Below are 20,868 nucleotides of genomic sequence, written 5' to 3' on the forward strand. Positions count from 1 at the left end.
TTATGTTGAGAAGAATATTGGCAGTCCCCGGAGGGCTTATTGCAGGGATCATCTGCATAACCATCGTAGAAAAAATAGGGCATATGCTCTATCCAAGACCTGCAGCAGCAGGAAGCAATGATATGGAAGCCATGAAGGAATATGTGGCATCCGCTCCTTTTATGGCGTTGTTCTTCGTTATTATCGCCTACGCACTGGCAGCTTTCGTTTCCGGATATACAGCTTCAAAAATTGCAGCTAATGGAAAACATACATCTGCAGTTGTTTGTGGTATTATTTTTCTGATGATCACCATTTATATGATGATGTCTCTGCCAACTCCTATCTGGTTCTGGATCTTGGGAATTGCAGTCTGGGGCCTTGTATTTATAGGAAGTAAAATAGCTTTAAAAACAAAAACAATATGAGATTAGGAGTATTCTCACTCAGCTTAAGCGTAAAAGACCTTCAGAAATCCAAAGATTTTTATGAAAAGCTGGGATTCTCTGCTATGGGCGGAAATATGGATCAGAACTACCTGATCATGAAAAACGGAAACACATTGATCGGTCTGTTTCAGGCGATGTTCGATGGAAATATGCTTACCTTCAACCCTGGTTGGGACGAAAATGCCCAAAACCTGGAGTCTTTTGATGATGTCCGGGAGATTCAGAAACATTTAAAGGAAAATGGAATTGAACTTGATAAATCTGCTGATGAAACCACTTCGGGCCCGGAACATATTTTCCTGAAAGATCCGGATGGAAACATGATCCTGATTGATCAGCACAGATAATCTGTATAAAAACTTATCTTAAAAAAACTTATTAAAAAAAAATCATGGCAACAGTAAACGTTTATTTAACATTCAACGGCAATTGCAGAGAAGCATTTGATTTCTATAAATCAGTGTTCGGCGGTGAATATCCTTATATCGGAACTTTCGGAGAAATGCCTCCTATGGACGAAAAAGAAACTCCCGAAGAAGATAAAGACAAAATTATGCATGTTTCTCTTCCTATTTCCAAAGAAACCATTTTAATGGGAAGCGATACTGGTGGAGAATGGTCTTCCGGTTTCAAAGCTGGGAACAATTTTTCAATCTCTATAAATGCAGAGTCTAAAGAAGAAGCAGACAAATTATTTGCAGGACTTTCTGCTGGCGGGCAGGTAACAATGCCAATGGCAGATACTTTCTGGGGAGCTTATTTCGGAATGTTCACCGATAAGTTCGGAATTGGCTGGATGGTCAATTATGATGATCCTGCAAAAATGCAGCAGCATCCTTAATATGAATATTTTGTATAAGAAATATAGTTAAAAATAAACCGACAGATCTTCTGTCGGTTTTTATTTTATCATACATTTGCATCCCGAAAATTTTTAAATTTGATAATGACTTTTTAAAGAAAGGCATTGATTAAACCATAAACAATAAAGATGAAATTTACCATTGATGATATTAAAGCTGAGCACCAAAAAGTAAAAAGCGGTGCCGATTTTCCGAAATATATTCAGGCATTGAAAGAACTGGGAGTTTCCAATTATACGGCCTATGTTGCTGACGGAAATACAGATTACTTTGATGAAGATAATCAGTTGGCAACTACAGGAAAGAAAGATGATGGGGTAAGAAGTATTTCCGAAGCAGTAAAACTTGAAGACTTTATTAAAAGATTAAAACTTCACCAGCAGGGAGGAACAGATTATGTCACTTTCTGTAATGACTGTGCAGAAAACGGGATAGAAGGCTGGAAAATGGACCTTGATGCGATGACCTGTACTTATTTTGATAAAAAAGGAAATGATGTCCTGCTGGAGCATATTCCGGGCAGAGATTAGAGAAAGTATCTTTTCATCGGGATTTATAAGTTAATATTCTGTGTAAACTAATCTATTGCTTTCCCAGTAAATATCATTTGCTATTATTGATTTAAAGTATTAAATTTGTTCAACGTGATAGATAATAGTAATTGGTATTTATGAGAAAGGTTTTTACGAAGCTGGCATTAACAGTATTAAGTCTTGGATCAATAAGTGCATGGGCACAGAAGAATGACCTGGGAGCATGGTATATGTATTTCGGAAATAACAAGATCAGCAAAAAGCTGAACTGGCATAACGAAATCCAGTACCGGAACTTTGATGCAGTGGGAGACCTTGAACAGCTTTTGATCCGTACCGGGGTAGGATATGATCTTACCGAGAATAATAACAATGTGCTGTTGGGATATGGATTTATTTTAAGCCAGCCTTACGTAAACGGTGAAAAAAAAGAAAATATTGAGCACAGGATCTTCCAGCAGTATATCACCAAGCAGAAATTTGGGCGCTTCAACCTGCAGCACCGATATCGCTTGGAAGAGCGCTTCCTGGAAAGCGATTTCAGAATGAGATTCCGTTATATGCTGGGATTGAATATTCCTATCACTCAAAAAGAAATGCTGCCGAAATCTCTCTATGCATCAGTCTATAACGAGATTTTCCTGCATTTTGACAGCCCGGTGTTCGACAGAAACAGAGTATACGGGGCATTGGGATATGTAATCAATAAAAACATGAGGATTGAAGCCGGATATATGAACCAGATTCAGGAAAACAGAAATCGCGGACAGATTCAGATCGGTTTTTATAATAATATTCCGTTTACCAAAAACTAATACCAATAGTTATTCCTGAAAGTGCCTGATGAAGAAAAAACTGTTGGTTAACAATAAACAGAAACATAAATAAAATAAACACATATGCACTCAGGGAAAAGGTTCGGAGCCCGCGAATTCGCAAAATGGACGAGGCAGAGTATCTACGTTTTAACAATATTGTCGGCAATTCCCACAATATTATACTTTTTTGGTTGGAAATTTCTTTCAGTCCCCTGGCAGCCGATTGCGATTATGGGAACAGCCGTCGCATTCATTGTCGGATTTAAGAATAATGCCAGCTACAGCAGGTTATGGGAAGCCAGACAGATCTATGGCTCCATCATCAATGACAGCCGGAGTTTCGGGTATATACTGAGGGATGCTCTTACAGCAAAAGATCCAAAAAAAGTAAAAGAAATGTTTCTCCGTCATTATGCATGGCTTACTGCGCTCCGTTTCCAACTTAGGGAGCCGAGAGTATGGGAAAATATGGGAACCGCACAATTTGATGAATACGCTAAGAAGTATGAAATTCCGGAACGCACTTCAAAGCTGGAAGACGAATTGAAAAAATACCTTGCCGAAGATGAACTTCAATACATTCTGAGTAAGAAAAACAGGGCCACTCAATTAATGGCTGCTCAGAGCAGGGAACTTTCAGAAGCCTATGCCAAGGGAGATATTAATGATTTCCAATGGACGCAGATCAATCAGCAGCTGGTAAAATTTACCGATGATCAGGGGAAAGCAGAAAGAATTAAAAACTTTCCGTATCCGAGAAACTTTTCCTCCATTACTACTTACCTTTTGCTGCTTTTCATTCTTTTCGTACCATTCGGATTATTGAAAGAGCTTGATAAACTGGGCGACGGAACAGTGCTGGAAGGCTGGACTTTATGGTTCAATATTCCGTTTTCGTTATTGGTGACATGGTGCTTTCACACATTAGACAGCGTGGGAGAAGCTTCTGTCAATCCTTTTGAAGGAAGCCCTAATGATGTGCCGATTACCCAGATCAGCAGAACGATTGAAATTGATATGAGAGATATGCTGGATGAGTCCGATCTTCCGCCAGCCATTGCTCCGAAGAATAATATCGTGATGTAAACCGTGGATGTAGAAAGATCCATATAAGTTTTACAATCTCACAGATTAACTAAAAAACAACTAAAAAACAAACTCAAGATGATTCACAGTTATGTTATCATATCCATTGCAGTACTTCTGTCTGTAATGATATTAGTGATGATAGGGCAGAAACTGAAAGTAGCTTATCCTATCTTTCTGGTGATTGCCGGATTGCTGATAAGCCTCATTCCGGGAATGCCCCATATAGAAATAGAACCGGACCTTGTATTCCTTATCTTTTTGCCGCCAATTTTGTTTGAGGCGGCGTGGTTTACCTCCTGGCAGGATTTCCACAAATGGAGGAAGCAGATCTTTTCAATGGCTTTCGGACTGGTGTTTTTAACCTCAATTGTAGTGGCCTATCTTTCATCTTCCATTATTCCGGGATTAACCGTAGCCATGGGATTTCTGTTGGGAGGAGTGAATTCTCCGCCTGATGCGGTAGCCGCAACCTCTGTACTGAAGCATATGAAGATCCCTAAAAAAATCACCAATATTCTGGAAGGGGAAAGCTTAATTAATGATGCTTCCAGCTTAATTGTATTTAAATTTGCGCTTGCAGCCGTTATTTCCGGACAGTTTATCTGGAGAGATGCCGTTCAGGATTTCTTTACAATGGCTATCGGAGGAGTGGCAGTAGGAGTGGGAACCGGCTTGCTGTTTGGGGCACTATTAAGGTTAATTCCTTCCAACTCCAATATAGATACCGTGATTACCCTTATTGTTCCTTACATTATGTATGTAGGAGCAGAACATTTTCACTTCTCCGGAGTGCTTGCAGTAGTGGCAGGAGGATTATTGATGTCCTATAATTCACATTGTTATTTAAGCCATACGTCGAGGATACAGTCGGGAAATGTCTGGAGCGTGCTCATATTTGTGATGAATACAATTATTTTCATCCTTATTGGGCTTGAACTCCCTGTGGTTGTAGCCGGAATGAAAGACTATACCATTTCAGAAGGGATTTTCTATAGCATTGTGATTGGTGGGGCTATTATCCTGACCAGAATGCTGTACAGCTACGCACTGATGTATTTTCCAAGGGTCTGCTCCAAAGAATTAAGACTTAAAGTACCCAAACCCGACTGGCGGGAACCTTTTATCATCAGCTTTGCAGCAATGAGGGGAGTGGTATCATTGGCGGCTGCATTGTCTATTCCTGCATTTTTACCTAACGGAGAGGCTTTTCCGCACCGTAATATTATTTTGTTTGTAACTTTTGTTATTATTCTGATCACTTTAGTAGGACAGGGATTGCTTCTTACCCCAATCCTGAAATTCCTGAACATACAGGATGCAGGAAGTGAGCTGCCGGAAGAAAAGCAGGAAGTAATTCTGATGCGTAAACTGAAGGAAACAGCCATGCACAAATTAGAGAACGATTTTTCTGAATTGGCAGAACGTAACAGCCTCGTACGCCACCAGAAGCATAAGCTGGAAAATGAAATGATGCTGATGGCAGACAAAGCTCAGTGTATGGCTTCCACAGGAGATTATGTAACCGCAATTAATGAAAATAAAGACGTTCTCCGTCAGATCATTCAGGCACAGAGAAATGAACTGCACCGAATGAAAAGAGAAAAAATATTTGATGATCATGTGATGAGAACCATTGAGATGCAGCTGGATTTTGATGAAGCAAAGATTACAGGGTTTGCTCATTAATAACACAGATTTAAATAAGCTCTATAGAAGCCGTAAAAGAATATTTAAAATAAACTTTTGCGGCTTTTGCCATTTTAATATGTAATTTTATGTAAAATCTTTTTGAGTTTTATTTATGGATACACCCATCACTGTTCAGTACACAATAAATGCTCCGGTACAAAAAGTATGGAAAGCATTGACTGATAAAGAGGAAATGAAAAACTGGTATTTTGATATTCAGGATTTTGAGCCGGAAGTTGGAAAAGAATTTAACTTTTTTGAACCGGGAGAAGAAAAAAAGTATCACCACCACGGCCGGATTTTAGAATTGATCCCTGAACAGCGTTTAAAACATACCTGGTCATATCCTGATTTTTCCAAAGCTGAAACAACGGTAACCTGGAATCTTCAGCCAAAAGGAGAGGAGACGCTGGTAACGCTTACCCATGAAAATATTGAGAATTTTAATGAGCTTGGAGAAGGCTTTTCCCGTGAAAATTTTATTCAGGGCTGGAATGCTATTATCGGACAGAGCTTGAAGTTATATCTGGAAAATAAATAGAATGATTGAATTACTTCCTTTTAAAGATGAGAATGTTTCAGAACTGATTTCTAACATCAAAGATCAAAGAATGCTCCTCCAGTTTGCAGGACCTGCCTATCATTTTCCATTAACGGAAGAACAGCTGAAAGGTGATCTTGAAAATAAAAACAGATTCATGTTCAGTATTGAAGATAAAACTATTGGAAATATAATCGGTCATGCCCAGATCTTTCTGAAAGAGAATACTTTTCTGCTTGGGCGTATATTGATCTGGGATGAAAACAACAGAGGAAAAGGTTACGGAAGAAAGACGGTAGAAAATCTGCTGGAATACGGATTCAGTCATTTTGATCGCGAGACTGCAGAACTCAATGTTTACGACTGGAATATTGGAGCAATTGAATGCTATAAAAAAGTAGGTTTTGAAACAGATCCGGAAGTGATGAGTACCGTGAATATAGACGATGAAACCTGGCTTTCAGTCAATATGAAAATCAATAAAAATACCTTTGAAAAGCTAAAGCGATGACAAAATTTACAGCAGTCCGTCCCATATTATGGACCGAAAATATGGATGAAACCATTAATTTTTACACCCTCATTCTGGGATTTACATTGCAGGGAAGAAATGATGACTGGAATTGGGCGTCCCTGCGCAAAGATGAAGTGCAGATCATGCTTTCCCAGCCTAATGAACATGAAAAGTCTGAAAAGATAGGCTTTACAGGCTCATTTTATTTCAATGTGGATGATGTAAATGAACTTTGGGAAGACCTTAAAACAAAAGCAAAGATCTGCTATGAGATAGAAACCTTTGAATGGGAAATGAGGGAATTTGGAATCTATGATAATAATGGTTATATCCTACAATTTGGACAGCCCGTGGATAATATTGGCAATACGGAATAAAATTTGCTATTTTTGGGGAAATATTTAGAAATTCAATGAAAAAAAATATCATAGCAGGTTTTGCAGCGGTTCTCCTGCTGGCATCTTGTAACAAAGATGAAAAAATCCTGAACACTTTAAATGATTATAACAACTCTATGGAGACCAAAGGTTATCACTTTGGTGATAAACTGGAACTTCCGAAAGAGGTAACGGAAAATGCAGAAAGTATTACCATCAGTTTCGGAGATAAAGAATCTTCAAACCTTACGGTAGATCCTAAATTCTTTACATTAGGAGATAATGCTGTTACCTTTAATGTGAAAACAAAAGGCGGAAAAATACTGAACCAGGATGCAACCATCAATGTATTTGCAAAAAATCCGGAGCAGAAAATTTCATATGAGATTGTAGGAGAATATCCGCACGATCCTAAAAATTTCGTACAGGGATTTCAGGCGGAAGGAAATACTATTTATGAGAGTGACGGGCAGAACGGATCTTCACAGATCTTAAAATATACATTGGGAACAACAACACCGCTTGCTTCCACAAAACAGGCCCAGGAAGACTTTTCGGAAGGAAGTACCATTGTAGGAGATAAAGTATACCAACTGACATGGCAGAGCAAAAAAGGATATATCTATGATAAAAGTTCTTTGAAACTGCTTTCAGAATTTGCTTATCCAAATGTACTTGGAGAAGGCTGGGGACTTACCTATGACGGGAAAAACCTGATTGCATCAGACGGCAGCAAACTTTTATACTTCCTGGATGTTAATGATCCTTCCAAATTAGTTAAGCATATTGCTGTTGCAGGAAGTGCTCAGGCTTATGATCAGCTGAACGAACTGGAATACCATAAAGGCTTTATCTATGCCAACGTTTGGCAGAAACCGGTTATTTTAAAAATCAATCCGGCCAACGGAGAAGTGGTAGGAACTTTTGACTTTACAGAAATTGCCAAGCAAAATACCAAAGGAACTGATGATGTTCTGAACGGAATTGCCTTCAAAGGTGATAATATGCTGGTAACCGGTAAAAACTGGTCGAAAATCTATGAAGTACAGATCAAATAAATGACTGAGACTTTTTAATCATACAACAGCGTTCTCTTTGGAACGCTGTTTTTCTTGCCATGTATTGAAAGACTGAATAGGAATTAACATGATGTAACACCAGGTCTGGTCACAAGTTTATGATTTGGACAAACTTGAAACTTATAATTAAAATATCCAGTCCGTTTCATCGAATCAACAGAGTTGATTCTGTTCTTTGCCTCCTGAAATCAGCAGCATTCATCATGAAGCTTTGCGTTTCAAATAAAAATCAACGTAAAGCTTTATCAAAGCTTGCCTTCACAAGAAATTTTTATAACCTGTGATTTTGTTTCGGGTTCTCTATGAAGGGATCAAAAAATTACTATTTTTGGAAAATGATTATAAACTACTCATTGAAAAGAAATCTAACCATTGGACTGGGCGCTGTTTTTCTGTTGGTTTCCTGCAGCAATAATGAAAAGATAATTGATTCTCTGGTTAACTTTAATAATTCTAAGGAGGCAGAAGGCTATCATTTTGGAGATAAGCTTGCTTTACCCAAAGAAGTGACAGACAATGCCGAAGCAGTGGCTATCAGTTTTGGAGACAAAGAAAGCTCAGATTTAACGATTGATCCTAAGTTTTTCACAATGGGGGATAATGAAGTTACTTTCGTTATTAAAACTAAAAACGGAGAAACCCTGAATCAGGATGCTACCATTAATGTTTTTGCCCGAAAACCCGAACAGAATATTGCCTATGAAATCATAAAAGACTATCCTCATGATCCCGATAATTTTGTGGAAGGATTTCTGATAGAAGGTAATACCGTCTACGAAAGTGATGGTCTGGAAGGAACTTCTCAGCTTATAAAATATACATTGGGTTCAACCGTTCCCAGTCTCGTTGCCAGGCAGCCTGCTAACATTTTTTCTGAAGGCTGTGCGGTAGTTGGAGATAAAATCTATCAGCTGACCTATCAAAACAGGAAAGTTTTTGTATATGATAAAAATACATTCAAAAAACTTTCTGAATTCCGCATGGCGAAGGCCATGAAAGAGGGTTGGGGACTTACTTACGACGGAGAAAACCTGATTGCTACTGACGGTTCGAAAAATTTATTTTTTCTGGATATAAATGATCCTTCAAAGGTGATAAAAACAATCTCTGTGGCTGGAAATACTGAAGTTTATGATAAGCTGAATGAACTGGAGTATTATGACGGCTTTATTTATGCTAACGTTTGGCATCAGCCTTTCATTCTCAAAATCAATCCTGCAACCGGAGAAGTGGTTGGAAAACTTGATTTTACTAAAATAACAGAAGAAAATGTTCAGGAAAACAGTGAACATGTTCTCAACGGAATTGCTTTCAAAGGAAATAATATGCTGGTGACCGGCAAAAACTGGGCGAAAATTTATGAAGTTTCCATTAAATAAACAGGAGACCGTTTTATAATGATGAATAGTACAAAAACTTCTTTAAAAGTTGTACAGGTTATCGCTTTTTTCTTTTTCTGTACCATGGCAGGGCAGAATACAACTGACTTTTCTGTTCTTGATAAAAAGACGGATAAACTGCTTGAAAAATTCAGAAAGAAATATAATATTCCCGGACTTTCGATTTCTGTTTCCTATAGAAATCAATTGGTTTATTCCAAAGGGTCGGGGTATGCAGATGTGGAAAATAAGACTGAAGTAATTCCGTCCAAAACCAAATTCAGAATAGGAAGCATTTCCAAAACGATGACTTCTGTAGCATTAGCAAGCCTTCAGGAGCAGAATAAAGTAAACCTCAAAGAGAGTGTTTATAAGTACCTGGATAGCCTTCCTAAGAAAGAATATGACATAACGATCGAACAATTGCTGAGCCATAGAGCCGGACTAGTGAGAGATAAGCAGAAAGGATTTCTGTGTGGGAAGAATAATCTTCACAGGAGTAATTTTTATCAGTCTTTTCAGGATGCGGAGCTGATATCCAGACCTGGAACTTCTTACAGTTACAGTAATTATGGATACATCCTTTTGGGTGTTCTGCTAGAAAAGCTGGCAGGGGAATCTATCATAAAGGCAAAAAAAGAATTGGTGCTGGATAAAGCAGGTTTAGAGCATACTGTTCCTGATGATGGAAATTTTGATGAAGATACTTCGCGGTTTTACTACCGGATGAATGATGAATTGAAGATCGTACCCTGTACAGACTGCAGCTTTAATTATGGACCGGGCTGTTACCTTTCGACCTCCGAAGATTTGGTAAAGCTTGGGAATTCATACCTGTATGCAGATCGTATTCTGTCTAAAGAAACATTTAAAGAACTGTTAGTTCCCAGGGATGAAGATAAAACCTATGCGCTGGGATTCATTACCGGACGGGATTTTTACAGGAATTATTATTTCGGCCACGGAGGTGCTTATCCGGGAGGAATGTCCGACCTGAGAATATATCCTAAAGAACGTCTCGTGGTCTCAGTTTTGATTAATATTTATGATAATGATATCAGGTTAAATCATCTTTTGGATGAAATAATTTTTCAGTATCTTGAACTCATTAAAAAAGAAGGGTGAAATTTTTAAACATACTATTTTTTTTTCTTTTCTGTACAGCTTTCGGACAGAAAACACTTCCTTTGGATACCTTAAAACTGAAGGAGGCAAAAGATATGCTGGCAGATGATTACGGAAATCTGTACATCTATAAGAATAAGGATTTCAGTTTTACCAAATACGATTCATTAGGAAAGCAGTTGGGAAAAATGATGCTTACCGTTCCGTATAAAGTTCAGTCTGTTCAGAATCCTCTCAGTGTACCTTTATTTTCGGAAAATGCTCAGGAGATGAAGTTTGTGGATCAGAACATGAATGAGATCCAGAAACTGGATTTCAGGCAAAAGTTCGGATTTATCAGGATGGCGTATGCGGAAGATCTTCAGCAGCTATGGCTTCTGGACGATAGTACAAAGCGTTTAATACAGTATAACTTCAGAAATGAAACCACAATCAATTCCTATCCTTTTGATATTAGCTTTGATGATCTGACTGATCTTTTAGTATATGAAAATAAAGTGTATATCCTCACCAGGAAACATATAAGAATCTATACCCTGAAATTTGAAAAGCTTTTTGAAGCATCTCTGGAAAACGGTAAACGTTTCAGAAGAGAGAACGATATTATTTTAGTGATTGCCGGAAACTCTATTTTAAAATATGTTCCTGAAAAAGGAATGGTAAAAGTTTTTGAAGATCCGGATGCGCAAATTGTGGATAAAAACATCCTGTCATATTTTGCAATCAAAGCGAACAAACTCTATCTTTACAACCTTGAAAAAATAAAGGAAGCCAAGCAACAGACAGAACCGGATGCTGTACAGAAAACCTCCGTACCCACGGCAGAGAAAGCCTCTGAAAATGGATCGGAAGCTGCTGAACAAAAAAAGGAAGACCAGCCAAAAGCAGCTGAGGATACTTTACAGAAGCTTATTGAAAATGTCTCCACAGTTCAGGATGTTGGAATTTAATTAAATAAATACTAAGAGAAAAAGAATATGCATATTGCAGTTACAGGAAATATTGGAGCAGGAAAAACTACTTTAACCACTATGCTTTCCAAGCATTACGGATGGGATGCGCAGTTTGAAGATGTAGATCATAATCCTTACCTTGAGGATTTTTATGCAGACATGAGTAAATGGAGTTTTGCATTGCAGATTTATTTCCTCGGAAGCAGATTCCGTCAGGTAAAAGAAATCAGAGAGAGTGGCAAAAATATTATCCAGGACCGTACAATCTATGAAGATGCCCACATCTTTGCGGAAAACTTAAATGATATGAACCTTCTTTCAGACAGGGATTTTAATAATTATGCATCGGTTTTCAATCTGATGAAATCTTTCGTCTCTGCACCGGATCTTCTGATCTATTTAAAATCTGATGTACCCAATCTGGTAAAGAAAATCTACAAAAGAGGCCGTGAATATGAAGCATCCATCAGTATTGAATATCTTTCCAAACTGAATCAGAAATACGAGAAGTGGATTTCCAATTATACAGAAGGAAAGCTTCTGATCATTGAGGTTGATGATCTGGACTTTGTTGAAAAACCGGAAGATTTCGGGCTCATTCTTGAAAAAATAGAGGCAGAATTACATGGATTATTTTAATGATTTGATTAATAAAATGCATTGAAATATAAATTTTAATTATTTTATTTTCGTTCAATCTGTTTATTGGATAAAGGCTTACTGGTTTTGTGTTTTTGTATGGTTTAACAGTTTAAAAATGTGTAGCTTTGATCATGTAATTGAAAACACATTTCTAACCACCAAATTATATCTATGTATTTAAACATTAAACATATTTTTGCATATTCCCTTGTTTCCTTATTTTGTCTTTCATGCAATAAGCAGACAGAAAAACAGTCTTCTCCAACTGCTGACAGCAACAGAATTCATGAAGCTCCGGCTGCACAATCAAAAGATACTGTTGCTGTATCCTCAACAAATGATTCTGTACCTACTGATCAGAAGGCTTTATTGATTGGTAATGTTTTGAGAGAGCAGCTGCTGAAAAATGATTTAAATATTCTGACCGAGAACGATCGAAAATTCCGTTATACTGAAGCAGACCTGAATGGTGATGGTGATAAGGAAATCTTTGTGGGTATGGCTGGAAGCTACTTCTGTGGAACGGGAGGGTGCACCGTTTATCTTTTAAACAGCAAAGGTAAAAAGATCAATGGATTCACAGTGGTGGGTGGCCCTATCGCTATTTCTTCCAATAAAACAAATGGCTGGGCAGATCTTATTATTCCGAGCAAAAGTAAAAATTACCTGATAAAATATACCGGAAAGATATATCCGGGAAATCCTAGTATACAACCGGAATATAAAGAAGCTCTACCACCATCCTTCCAGATTGTACTTGGAGAACATGAAGCGGAATATAGCTTTTAAAACAATCCCTTAGGGAGTGCTTAACATAAGTTCTTGAACCATTTAACATATATAGAATGAAACAAATGAAATTTTTATTATTTCTTGTGTTCAGCCTTATACATATTCAAAAGAGTTAATCGGAAAGTGATAGCTGGTTAAAGCAACCAAAAACAGAGTAGAGCCTCCCTGAAAATACATATCAGGTATTTCTTGAAGGGGGTAAGTTCCAGGGAATCAACGGTGATAAATCCCGTAATGGGAAATGAAAGCTTTCTGATAATAAAACACTTACAATCAGTATAAGTGTTATATCCTTTCCGTTTACAGTGGACTATTTTGATACTAAGAAAAGAATTAGTACGAACGATAAGACAGGACATTGGAATATGTAAAAGTTGATGAATAAATTTTGCTTTTAACAATTTTTTATCAGATTTTAAGATGCAGATCAGACGGTTTCTTGCTAAATTTGAGGAGAAAAGTTTAATTTTTAAATGTCTGTATTATGCTGGTAAAAGTTTTACATAACGGAGACTGCTCAAAGTCAAATGCTGTACTGGAATATCTGGACGAAAATGGTGTACCGTTCGAGATCATCAACATTATTGAAGATCCGCTAAGTATTCTGGAAATTAAAACGGTATTGAAAAAACTGAATCAGACCGTATTTCATCTGATCCGCAAGACTGATAAACTCTACTTAGAGAATTTTGCTGATAAAGAGTATTCTGAAGAAGAGTGGCTGAAGATTCTCTCTGAAAATCCTTCCCTTATCCAGCGTCCGATTCTGATCAAAGGCTCCGTAGCTATGCTGGGAAGACCTATTGAAAATGTGAAATTCTTTATTGAAAAATAAAAAATCAATAAAAAAACGGCTGTTTCAAAAGTAGAAATAGCCGTTTCTTATTTTTAGAAGTAAAGTATTATAATAGAATAACACCTTCTATTTTTGATACTTCTTTATAAATATTGACAACCTGATCTGCATCCAGTACAAATGCGTTGATGTTACAGGCTGTATATTTTCCGTTTTTGCTTTCGCGGTTTCCCAGTGTAAATTTAATGCCATCAAAAACTTTGTAAATCTCAGTAAGTTTTGCCTGGTCTGTGGGAATGATAAATTTAAATAAATAATCTTCCGGAAAGTCGTGATGACCTTCCAGCTTTTCCTTTAGAGATTTGTAAAAATCCTCGGGAGTTGCGTGTTGATTTCCTTGTAATATGTCCATCTGCCGTTGTTAAATTATATATAAATATAACGATTTTTTTTCTATTTTCCAAGTGGTCCGAGTAACGTCTTGGAGTTTTGGTGCTCGTAATCTTCGATAATATTGAAGAGGCCGTTTACCAGTTGTTCAGAAGCAAGCTGGCTTAATCCTCCTGCATTCACTGTATTATTTCCTCCACCCAGAAGGCTGCCCAGAAGATTGTTTCCGGATAGTGCCGTATTAAGGGTTTTTATAATACCGTATTCGTTCAGTTTTTCATCAACCTTTGGTGCAATGGCTGCAACAAGCTGTTGCGAAGTTTTTTCTTTCAGGATTTGGGTTGCTGTTGTACCCTGGATGATTCTGGTAACATCCTGAGCATTCAGACTGTTTACAGCTCCCTGGAGAATCGGTTTGGAAATATTCACGGTGTAAGACGCTGCCTGTGCAATATAATCTCTCTCTTTGGCAACAAGGGAAGGCGCTATCTTTTCCAGAGTGGAGTTGATGTCTCTAAGTTGTTTTGGAAGAGCCTTATCTACCATATTGTTTTGAAGAAAAGCTTCTTTGTTACTGTAGATGCCCATCCCTTTGTCAATGCCGTTTAAAAGCATTCGTTTAATGATCGATAAGCCCAGGTCGGAAGTAGCCATGGAAGTGCATGACTGTGTTGTGGTGATAATGGCGGCTCCGGTTCCTATTAAAACGGCTGCTGCGATAAGGTATTTTTTCATTGATCTTTATCTTGTTTTTTCAAATACTGCGCCAAAGGTAAAGACTATTCTCTAGTTTAACAAAATATTAATTTTACCCTACTGATTTAGTTAACTTTTAAGTGGAATTATGAATTTTTCAATTGTTTATTTTTCTTTGAATTTTACTTTGTATTACTGTTTATTTCTTTATGTTTCGTTTGTTTTGAATTTATATCTAGAAATTAACTGATTTTGTTAAATTTTTAATAATTGTTAACATTGTTCGTTTTTTTTTCTATTTTTGACTAATGTCTTTTTTTGAGAATTTAGAATAACTCCACTATTAAGACATGTTTAAATTTGATTGTACGAAATAAAATTGAACTATATGAAACAACGTGATTTAAAGTATTCATGCCTCATTGCTGTTCTATACTTCGGTATGAACGCCAATGCGCAGACTGCTCCAAAAGATACTGCTGTAAAAGAGCAGAAGATTGAGGAAGTAGTTTTGATCGGGTATGGATCTCAGAAAAAAGAAAATGTGACTGGTAGTATCGGAATCGTTTCTGCTAAGGATTTGGCTAACAGACCTAATGCTAATCCAATCAGTTCTATTCAGGGTAGATTATCAGGGGTACAGGTATTGAATTCCGGAGCACCGGGCGGCTCGCCCAGAGTTGATATCCGGGGAATCAGCTCTTTGACAGGTAAAACTGTTTTTATTGTTGACGGAATGATTACTGATGATATCTCTTTCCTAAACCCTCAGGATATTGAATCCATGAGTGTCCTGAAAGATCCTTCGAGTTTGGCAATTTATGGAGCAAGAGCTTCAAACGGAGCGGTGATTATTAAAACCAAAACCGGAAAAGGAAAGAAACCTGTTTTCAATTTCAACTCCTATTTAGGAATTAAAACAGTAACGAATATTCCTAAAATGGTTAATTCAGACCAGTATTTAGAGTTATATAATGAGAAATTAATCAATGATAAAGTAAATAATCCTGTATTTTTAAACAGGTCTTCTTATCCTCAGGATACAGATTGGTTCAAAGAAATTTTTAGAACAAGTATCATTAACTCTAATGATATTTCAGCATCGGGTAATCTTGGAAAACTGAATTATTACTTAAGTGCAGGAAATCTTCAGGACGAAGGAAACTTAGCAGCGGGGCGGGGAATTAACTCGGGAAGTGGCTTTAACAGATTTACCACTAAAGTAAATCTTACCTATAAAATTACCGATAATATTACCATCGGAAATAATTTCACTTTTTCAAAAATGCGTACTGATCATGCGCAGAATACCTTACTGGATGCTTACTCTTCACCGCCTATTTATGGTCCCATTGATCCGGCTACAGGAGGATATCAGTATTTTACACTGGCGAAGATTCCTAATCCAAGAGCAAAATTAGATTTATTCAGATCTCAGACCAGAGAAGAAAGATTGCTGAATAATATATGGGGAGAATATAAATTTTTAAAAGACTTTACTTTACGAATCAGCTATAGCTCTGATAACATCAATTCCAGTAAGTACGAATATACGCCAACATTTGGCTATGTCCCTACAGCAGATCAAAAACCTACTAAATTAATAACAAGAGATGCTAAGACCAGAAATTATATCTGGGACAATACATTAAGCTGGAAAAGAGATTTCGGAAAACACAATGTTGAATTATTAGCAGGATTTTCCAGAACAAGAAACTCTTATTCCCAGAACTATGCCGAAGCATTGAATGTAGGTTATGACGGAACAAATTCTTCGCTGGGTATTTCGAATGGAACAGATATTTATCTGACCAGTTTTGATAAAGGAGAAAGAAATGTGATTCCATATCAGGATAGAATTGAATCTTTTTTTGGAAGACTTAACTATGATTATGACGGAAGATATCTGGTGAACGCATCCATACGTAGAGATGGAACTTCTAAATATTCTTCTGACGACAGGTATCGTATATTCCCGGCTGTAAGCGCAGGATGGGTGGTTTCTAAAGAAAGTTTCATGAGTGAGCAGAATGTTTTTAATCTTTTAAAATTAAGAGCAAGCTGGGGTAAATTAGGTAATCCTGATGTACAGAGAGCTTATACTTTGAATACAAGTATTATTGAAGCCGGAACCTATTACGGAAATACTGGATACCCTGCTCAGACAATAGACCAGATTATAGACCCGAATATTGGTTGGGAAACAACAACAGGTAAAGATTTTGGATTAGAAATGGCGTTGCTGAATAATAAATTGAAAATTGATGCTACCTATTTTGATAAAGATACCAAAGATGTTGTTTATGGTATCGTTCAGGGAACTGTTTCTGGTGCGGGTAACTGGAATAATTATATTACCAATGCTTACTCTTTTAATAATAAAGGATTTGAATTCTCTGTTAATTATGATACTAAGATTAGTGATAATGTAAAACTGGGTGTTTATGGAAATATGACCACTTTGAAAAACAGAATTACCTCTGTTTTTAATGGATCTTATTTACAGACTGGAGCGAGTTTATATGGTAACTCTATTATAAGATTGCAGGAAGGACAGGCTGTTGGTTCCTATTTCGGATATCAGGTAGACGGGATTTTCCAGAACCAGGCCGAAGTGGACGCATGGGCTACTCAGAACGGAGCAAAAGCTGGAGGATTTAGATTTGCAGATATTGACGGAAATGGGGTAATTGATGCCAGAGATAAAACATTTTTGGGAAGTCCTATTCCTAAAGGAACATATGGGTTTGGTGTTAATCTGAATGTATATGATTTTGATTTTGCTATTGACTTTCAGGGTGTCTTCGGAAATAAAATTTACAACTTTAACAGGGAGCAGCGTTACGGAAATGAAAGCTGGGATTTAGATTTTTACAACAATAGATGGCATGGGGCAGGAACATCAAATGCATACCCAATGGCAACGAATGATCAGGCTATAATTTTACCTAATAGTTTTTATGTAGAAGATGGAAGCTATATAAGAATAAGAAATATTCAGGTAGGGTATAACTTACCAAAAGCATTTGCAGACGCTATGTCCATTACTAAATTAAGATTATATGTAAGTGCCCAGAACCCATGGACAAGTTTCAAATATAATGGATTCTCGCCTGAAATCTTAAATACAGACCGTGTACAAATGGGAGTTGATAATAATATTTATCCAATTTCAGCCATTTACACTATTGGTTTAAACTTAACATTTTAATAAGAAAGAGACATGAAAAAGATATTTTTATCAATCGCATTATTTTCACTTGTCGTGAGCTGCAAGGATGATTATTTAGATATAAAACAAGAAGGATATACAGAAGCGTCATCATTTTTCAAAACACAGGAAGATGCTATTCAGGCAACCAGTGCTATCTATAGCTTTTTAAGAAGCTGGGAAAACTCGGCTTTTCCTTATCAGTTTGTGTTTGGAGTACCGGCGGATGATGTAGTTAAAGGATCTAACCCAGGAGATGCTTCTTTTATCAATGTATATGATAATTTTACCTATACAGTCAGTGATGAAGGGGTGAGAGGTTATTGGATCGGGCAGTGGCAGGCTGTAAACAGAGCCAATCAGGTCATTACCAATGTACCGGGAATAGATATGAATGCTAACCTAAGAACCAGATTGGTTGCGGAAGCAAGAATGTTAAGGGCCTATTTCTATTTTAACCTGGTAAGAATCTATGGTGGAGTTCCAATTTATGATAAAGTGGAGACTGTATATGATAAGCCTAGAAATTCAGTTGAAGAAGTGTATAATTTTATCATTTCAGATCTTACTGCAGCGGCAGAACTTCTTCCCCAGACTTATCCTGCTTCAGATTTAGGAAGAGTAACAAAAGGAGCTGCATTAGGCTTGCTTTCTAAAGTATATCTTTATAAAAAAGACTGGCAGAAAGCTTACGATACTTCCAATCTTGTAATGGGAATGGGATATGATCTTGATCCGGACTTTAACCACTTATTCAGACCGGCAGGCGAATTTGGAAAAGAATCTGTTTTTGAGGTGAACTGTGATTGTATACCTCCATATAAAGGAAGTCAGTATGCTGAAGTTCAAGGAGTAAGAGATCAGTTCGGTTGGGGCTTTTTTACCCCTTCAAGTGCCTTGGAAAATGCGTTTGAAACTGGTGATATAAGAAAAGAACTTACCATACTTAGAAATGGAGAAACTACTCCGGAGGGGGATTTAATTGCCATGGGAGACGCCCAGTCCGTAACTACTTATAATCAAAAAATTTATGTTCCCAAAGCATTAAATAATAGTGCTTGCGGTTATGGATCTATTCAAAACATTAGAATCCTGCGTTTTGCGGAAATTCTTTTGATTAATGCAGAAGCAGCCAATGAATTAGGGAATACAGCTACAGCAATATTAAACTTGAATAAAGTGAGAGACAGAGCAGATCTTTTAGGAACTACAGCTACAACACAAACAGCACTTAGAGCTGCAATATGGCATGAAAGAAGAGTGGAACTTGCTTTAGAAGGAGACCGTTTTGTAGATTTGGTAAGAACAGGCCAGGCTGCAACAGTATTAGCTCCTTACGGATTTAAGGCTGGGAAGAATGAATTATTCCCAATACCTTTAGATGCGATGGATCAGAGCAACGGTGCTTTTACCCAAAATCCCGGCTATTAAGATTAAATAAACTTTAGAGGAGAATGAAAGTTCTCCTCTTCTTTTAGTAAGATCAGGTAAAAAAGAAATCATGAAAAAGACAATAGTATCAATTGCTGTAACTTTTTTGTTGTTGGTATACTCCTGCAAAAACACATCAACTCTTCAGTCGAAAAATGCAGCTGTAAAAAATGATATTACAGATGAACAGCTGATGGACAGAGCTCAGAAAGATGCCCTGAAATATTTCTGGGAATATGCAGAACCAAAGTCAATGCTGGGAAGAGAGCGCTATCATGAAGATAATATTTATCCTGATAAAGACAAGCATGTCATCACTACTGGAGGTTCAGGGTTTGGACTGGCTACCATTCTTGTAGGCGTAGAAAGAGGATTTATCCCAAGAAAAGAAGCGGTAAAAAGACTTTCTCATATGATGGATTTTCTTTCCAAAGCTGATCGGCACAAAGGAGCCTGGTCTCACTGGATCAACGGAGAAACAGGAAAAACAGTTCCTTTCGGTAAAAAAGATAATGGCGGCGATTTAGTAGAAACAGCATTTCTTACCTCAGGAATTCTGATGGTTCGTGAATATTTTAAAAACGGAACTCCCGAAGAAAAAATCCTTGCCGAAAAATGTGACGAACTCTGGAAAGGTATCCAATGGAACTGGTATACCAAAGGCGGTGAGAAAGTCCTTTACTGGCACTGGTCACCGGAATATCAATGGGAAATGAACTTTCCGCTGGAAGGCTACAATGAATGTTTAATTACCTATATTCTTGCGGCTTCATCACCTACTTATTCCATAGATGCTGAAACCTATTACAAAGGCTGGACAAGAAACGGCAGCTATCTCACCGACAAAACCAAATACGGACTTCCTTTGTACGTAAAACACAATTATGCTGAAGAATACGGCGGACCGCTTTTCTGGTCACAGTACTCATATATCGGGCTCGATCCTTCCGGATTATCCGATAAACTCGTGAAAAATTACTTTGAACTCAACAAAAATCAAGTCTTAATCGACTATAAATACTGCATTGAAAACCCTAAACAATGGAAAGGCTACGGTCCAAATTACTGGGGATTGACGGCTGGATACACCAGAAATGATGACGGAAGCACAGGCTACACAGCACATATGCCCTCCAATGATAATGGGGTAATCACTCCGACTGCCGCATTGAGCAGCTTTCCGTATACTCCAAAAGAATCCATGGATTTCTTAAGATTTATTTACACCCAAAAAACTCAATTCATAGGATCCGCAGGACCTTACGATGCCACTTCTATTAATTATAATAATTGGTTTACACCAAGATACCTTGCAATTGACCAGGGAACCATTGCTCCAATGATCGAAAACTACAGAACCGGATTCCTTTGGAAACTTTTCATGAATGCTCCTGAAATTCAACAGGGCCTTAAAAAATTAAGTTTCCGGTCAGAAAAATACGGGATCAGGTAATTATAGATGATAATGGAATCTATTAAATCACGGAACATCATTATTCAATTGAAACGGGTTTTAACCCAT

The 20,868-nt window shown here is 37.4% G+C and carries 22 protein-coding genes; 20 read left to right on the forward strand and 2 right to left on the reverse strand.

Annotation, left to right across the window (positions count from 1 at the left end; translation table 11 throughout):
• Positions 1 to 2 precede the first annotated feature (2 nt).
• From J2Y40_RS04380 to J2Y40_RS04460, 17 genes are all read left to right on the forward strand, one after another.
• The gene (locus J2Y40_RS04380) at positions 3 to 407 is read left to right on the forward strand and encodes a hypothetical protein (RefSeq protein WP_153393536.1); all 405 of its coding nucleotides are present in this window, start codon (positions 3 to 5) and stop codon (positions 405 to 407) included.
• Positions 404 to 775 (forward strand): VOC family protein, encoded by a 372-nt coding sequence (locus J2Y40_RS04385; protein ID WP_153393534.1) that lies wholly within the window; start codon positions 404 to 406, stop codon positions 773 to 775. The genes J2Y40_RS04380 and J2Y40_RS04385 overlap by 4 nt, the downstream gene beginning before the upstream one ends.
• 44 nt (positions 776 to 819) lie before the next feature.
• Positions 820 to 1,269: a VOC family protein gene (locus tag J2Y40_RS04390; protein WP_309997350.1), complete on the forward strand. Its 450-nt coding sequence runs from the start codon at positions 820 to 822 to the stop codon at positions 1,267 to 1,269.
• Between the two features lie 150 nt (positions 1,270 to 1,419).
• Positions 1,420 to 1,821, forward strand: a complete 402-nt coding sequence (locus J2Y40_RS04395) for a DUF1398 domain-containing protein (protein ID WP_153393531.1) — start codon at positions 1,420 to 1,422, stop codon at positions 1,819 to 1,821.
• 140 nt (positions 1,822 to 1,961) lie between these two features.
• Positions 1,962 to 2,639 carry a DUF2490 domain-containing protein gene (locus J2Y40_RS04400; protein ID WP_153393530.1) on the forward strand — a complete coding sequence of 226 codons (678 nt, stop codon included), beginning with the start codon at positions 1,962 to 1,964 and terminating at the stop codon, positions 2,637 to 2,639.
• 84 nt (positions 2,640 to 2,723) lie between these two features.
• Positions 2,724 to 3,728, forward strand: a complete 1,005-nt coding sequence (locus J2Y40_RS04405) for a bestrophin family protein (protein ID WP_153393529.1) — start codon at positions 2,724 to 2,726, stop codon at positions 3,726 to 3,728.
• Between the two features lie 78 nt (positions 3,729 to 3,806).
• Entirely contained in the window at positions 3,807 to 5,417 is a 1,611-nt protein-coding gene (locus tag J2Y40_RS04410) for a Na+/H+ antiporter (RefSeq protein WP_153393527.1), read from the forward strand.
• 115 nt (positions 5,418 to 5,532) lie between these two features.
• Positions 5,533 to 5,961, forward strand: a complete 429-nt coding sequence (locus tag J2Y40_RS04415) for an SRPBCC domain-containing protein (protein ID WP_153393526.1) — start codon at positions 5,533 to 5,535, stop codon at positions 5,959 to 5,961.
• 1 nt (position 5,962) lies between these two features.
• Entirely contained in the window at positions 5,963 to 6,472 is a 510-nt protein-coding gene (locus J2Y40_RS04420) for a GNAT family N-acetyltransferase (protein ID WP_153393524.1), read from the forward strand.
• Positions 6,469 to 6,852, forward strand: a complete 384-nt coding sequence (locus J2Y40_RS04425) for a VOC family protein (protein WP_153393522.1) — start codon at positions 6,469 to 6,471, stop codon at positions 6,850 to 6,852. Before J2Y40_RS04420 ends, J2Y40_RS04425 begins: the two co-directional genes overlap by 4 nt.
• Positions 6,853 to 6,887: 35 nt before the next feature.
• Positions 6,888 to 7,910 (forward strand): glutaminyl-peptide cyclotransferase, encoded by a 1,023-nt coding sequence (locus tag J2Y40_RS04430; protein ID WP_153393520.1) that lies wholly within the window; start codon positions 6,888 to 6,890, stop codon positions 7,908 to 7,910.
• A gap of 374 nt (positions 7,911 to 8,284) precedes the next feature.
• Positions 8,285 to 9,310 carry a glutaminyl-peptide cyclotransferase gene (locus tag J2Y40_RS04435; protein ID WP_309997355.1) on the forward strand — a complete coding sequence of 342 codons (1,026 nt, stop codon included), beginning with the start codon at positions 8,285 to 8,287 and terminating at the stop codon, positions 9,308 to 9,310.
• Positions 9,311 to 9,328: 18 nt separating this feature from the next.
• Positions 9,329 to 10,435 carry a serine hydrolase gene (locus tag J2Y40_RS04440; protein ID WP_153393516.1) on the forward strand — a complete coding sequence of 369 codons (1,107 nt, stop codon included), beginning with the start codon at positions 9,329 to 9,331 and terminating at the stop codon, positions 10,433 to 10,435.
• Entirely contained in the window at positions 10,432 to 11,385 is a 954-nt protein-coding gene (locus J2Y40_RS04445; protein WP_153393514.1) for a hypothetical protein, read from the forward strand. Before J2Y40_RS04440 ends, J2Y40_RS04445 begins: the two co-directional genes overlap by 4 nt.
• 27 nt (positions 11,386 to 11,412) lie before the next feature.
• Positions 11,413 to 12,027: a deoxynucleoside kinase gene (locus J2Y40_RS04450; RefSeq protein WP_153393512.1), complete on the forward strand. Its 615-nt coding sequence runs from the start codon at positions 11,413 to 11,415 to the stop codon at positions 12,025 to 12,027.
• A 174-nt stretch (positions 12,028 to 12,201) separates the two neighbouring features.
• On the forward strand, positions 12,202 to 12,819 hold the full coding sequence (locus J2Y40_RS04455) for a hypothetical protein (protein WP_153393510.1): 618 nt from the start codon (positions 12,202 to 12,204) through the stop codon (positions 12,817 to 12,819).
• A 487-nt stretch (positions 12,820 to 13,306) separates the two neighbouring features.
• A complete protein-coding gene (locus J2Y40_RS04460; protein WP_062696260.1) occupies positions 13,307 to 13,657 on the forward strand; it encodes an ArsC/Spx/MgsR family protein in 351 nt (116 codons plus the stop codon).
• Positions 13,658 to 13,724: 67 nt separating this feature from the next.
• On the opposite strand, the gene J2Y40_RS04465 is transcribed toward J2Y40_RS04460, so the two are convergent.
• On the reverse strand, positions 13,725 to 14,030 hold the full coding sequence (locus J2Y40_RS04465) for a DUF493 family protein (protein ID WP_153393508.1): 306 nt from the start codon (positions 14,028 to 14,030) through the stop codon (positions 13,725 to 13,727).
• 41 nt (positions 14,031 to 14,071) lie between these two features.
• Positions 14,072 to 14,743, reverse strand: a complete 672-nt coding sequence (locus J2Y40_RS04470; protein ID WP_153393506.1) for a DUF4197 family protein — start codon at positions 14,741 to 14,743, stop codon at positions 14,072 to 14,074.
• A 349-nt stretch (positions 14,744 to 15,092) separates the two neighbouring features.
• On the opposite strand from J2Y40_RS04470, the gene J2Y40_RS04475 reads away from it, so the two are divergent.
• From J2Y40_RS04475 to J2Y40_RS04485, 3 genes are all read left to right on the forward strand, one after another.
• The gene (locus tag J2Y40_RS04475; protein WP_153393503.1) at positions 15,093 to 17,915 is read left to right on the forward strand and encodes a SusC/RagA family TonB-linked outer membrane protein; all 2,823 of its coding nucleotides are present in this window, start codon (positions 15,093 to 15,095) and stop codon (positions 17,913 to 17,915) included.
• Positions 17,916 to 17,927: 12 nt separating this feature from the next.
• The gene (locus tag J2Y40_RS04480) at positions 17,928 to 19,346 is read left to right on the forward strand and encodes a RagB/SusD family nutrient uptake outer membrane protein (RefSeq protein ID WP_153393500.1); all 1,419 of its coding nucleotides are present in this window, start codon (positions 17,928 to 17,930) and stop codon (positions 19,344 to 19,346) included.
• 70 nt (positions 19,347 to 19,416) lie between these two features.
• Positions 19,417 to 20,799: a glucoamylase family protein gene (locus J2Y40_RS04485; RefSeq protein ID WP_309997363.1), complete on the forward strand. Its 1,383-nt coding sequence runs from the start codon at positions 19,417 to 19,419 to the stop codon at positions 20,797 to 20,799.
• Positions 20,800 to 20,868: the final 69 nt, after the last annotated feature.

Source organism: Chryseobacterium sp. 2987 (assembly GCF_031456375.1).
GTDB lineage: Bacteria > Bacteroidota > Bacteroidia > Flavobacteriales > Weeksellaceae > Chryseobacterium > Chryseobacterium vaccae.

Coding starts and splice junctions, on each gene's coding strand:
- J2Y40_RS04420 (WP_153393524.1), top strand. CDS start 5,963: ATGATTGAATTACTTCCTTTTAAAGATGAGAATGTTTCAGAACTGATT.
- J2Y40_RS04385 (WP_153393534.1), top strand. CDS start 404: ATGAGATTAGGAGTATTCTCACTCAGCTTAAGCGTAAAAGACCTTCAG.
- J2Y40_RS04470 (WP_153393506.1), bottom strand. CDS start 14,743: ATGAAAAAATACCTTATCGCAGCAGCCGTTTTAATAGGAACCGGAGCC.
- J2Y40_RS04410 (WP_153393527.1), top strand. CDS start 3,807: ATGATTCACAGTTATGTTATCATATCCATTGCAGTACTTCTGTCTGTA.
- J2Y40_RS04485 (WP_309997363.1), top strand. CDS start 19,417: ATGAAAAAGACAATAGTATCAATTGCTGTAACTTTTTTGTTGTTGGTA.
- J2Y40_RS04460 (WP_062696260.1), top strand. CDS start 13,307: ATGCTGGTAAAAGTTTTACATAACGGAGACTGCTCAAAGTCAAATGCT.
- J2Y40_RS04380 (WP_153393536.1), top strand. CDS start 3: ATGTTGAGAAGAATATTGGCAGTCCCCGGAGGGCTTATTGCAGGGATC.
- J2Y40_RS04395 (WP_153393531.1), top strand. CDS start 1,420: ATGAAATTTACCATTGATGATATTAAAGCTGAGCACCAAAAAGTAAAA.
- J2Y40_RS04455 (WP_153393510.1), top strand. CDS start 12,202: ATGTATTTAAACATTAAACATATTTTTGCATATTCCCTTGTTTCCTTA.
- J2Y40_RS04425 (WP_153393522.1), top strand. CDS start 6,469: ATGACAAAATTTACAGCAGTCCGTCCCATATTATGGACCGAAAATATG.
- J2Y40_RS04450 (WP_153393512.1), top strand. CDS start 11,413: ATGCATATTGCAGTTACAGGAAATATTGGAGCAGGAAAAACTACTTTA.
- J2Y40_RS04405 (WP_153393529.1), top strand. CDS start 2,724: ATGCACTCAGGGAAAAGGTTCGGAGCCCGCGAATTCGCAAAATGGACG.
- J2Y40_RS04475 (WP_153393503.1), top strand. CDS start 15,093: ATGAAACAACGTGATTTAAAGTATTCATGCCTCATTGCTGTTCTATAC.
- J2Y40_RS04465 (WP_153393508.1), bottom strand. CDS start 14,030: ATGGACATATTACAAGGAAATCAACACGCAACTCCCGAGGATTTTTAC.
- J2Y40_RS04440 (WP_153393516.1), top strand. CDS start 9,329: ATGATGAATAGTACAAAAACTTCTTTAAAAGTTGTACAGGTTATCGCT.
- J2Y40_RS04400 (WP_153393530.1), top strand. CDS start 1,962: ATGAGAAAGGTTTTTACGAAGCTGGCATTAACAGTATTAAGTCTTGGA.
- J2Y40_RS04415 (WP_153393526.1), top strand. CDS start 5,533: ATGGATACACCCATCACTGTTCAGTACACAATAAATGCTCCGGTACAA.
- J2Y40_RS04390 (WP_309997350.1), top strand. CDS start 820: ATGGCAACAGTAAACGTTTATTTAACATTCAACGGCAATTGCAGAGAA.
- J2Y40_RS04430 (WP_153393520.1), top strand. CDS start 6,888: ATGAAAAAAAATATCATAGCAGGTTTTGCAGCGGTTCTCCTGCTGGCA.
- J2Y40_RS04480 (WP_153393500.1), top strand. CDS start 17,928: ATGAAAAAGATATTTTTATCAATCGCATTATTTTCACTTGTCGTGAGC.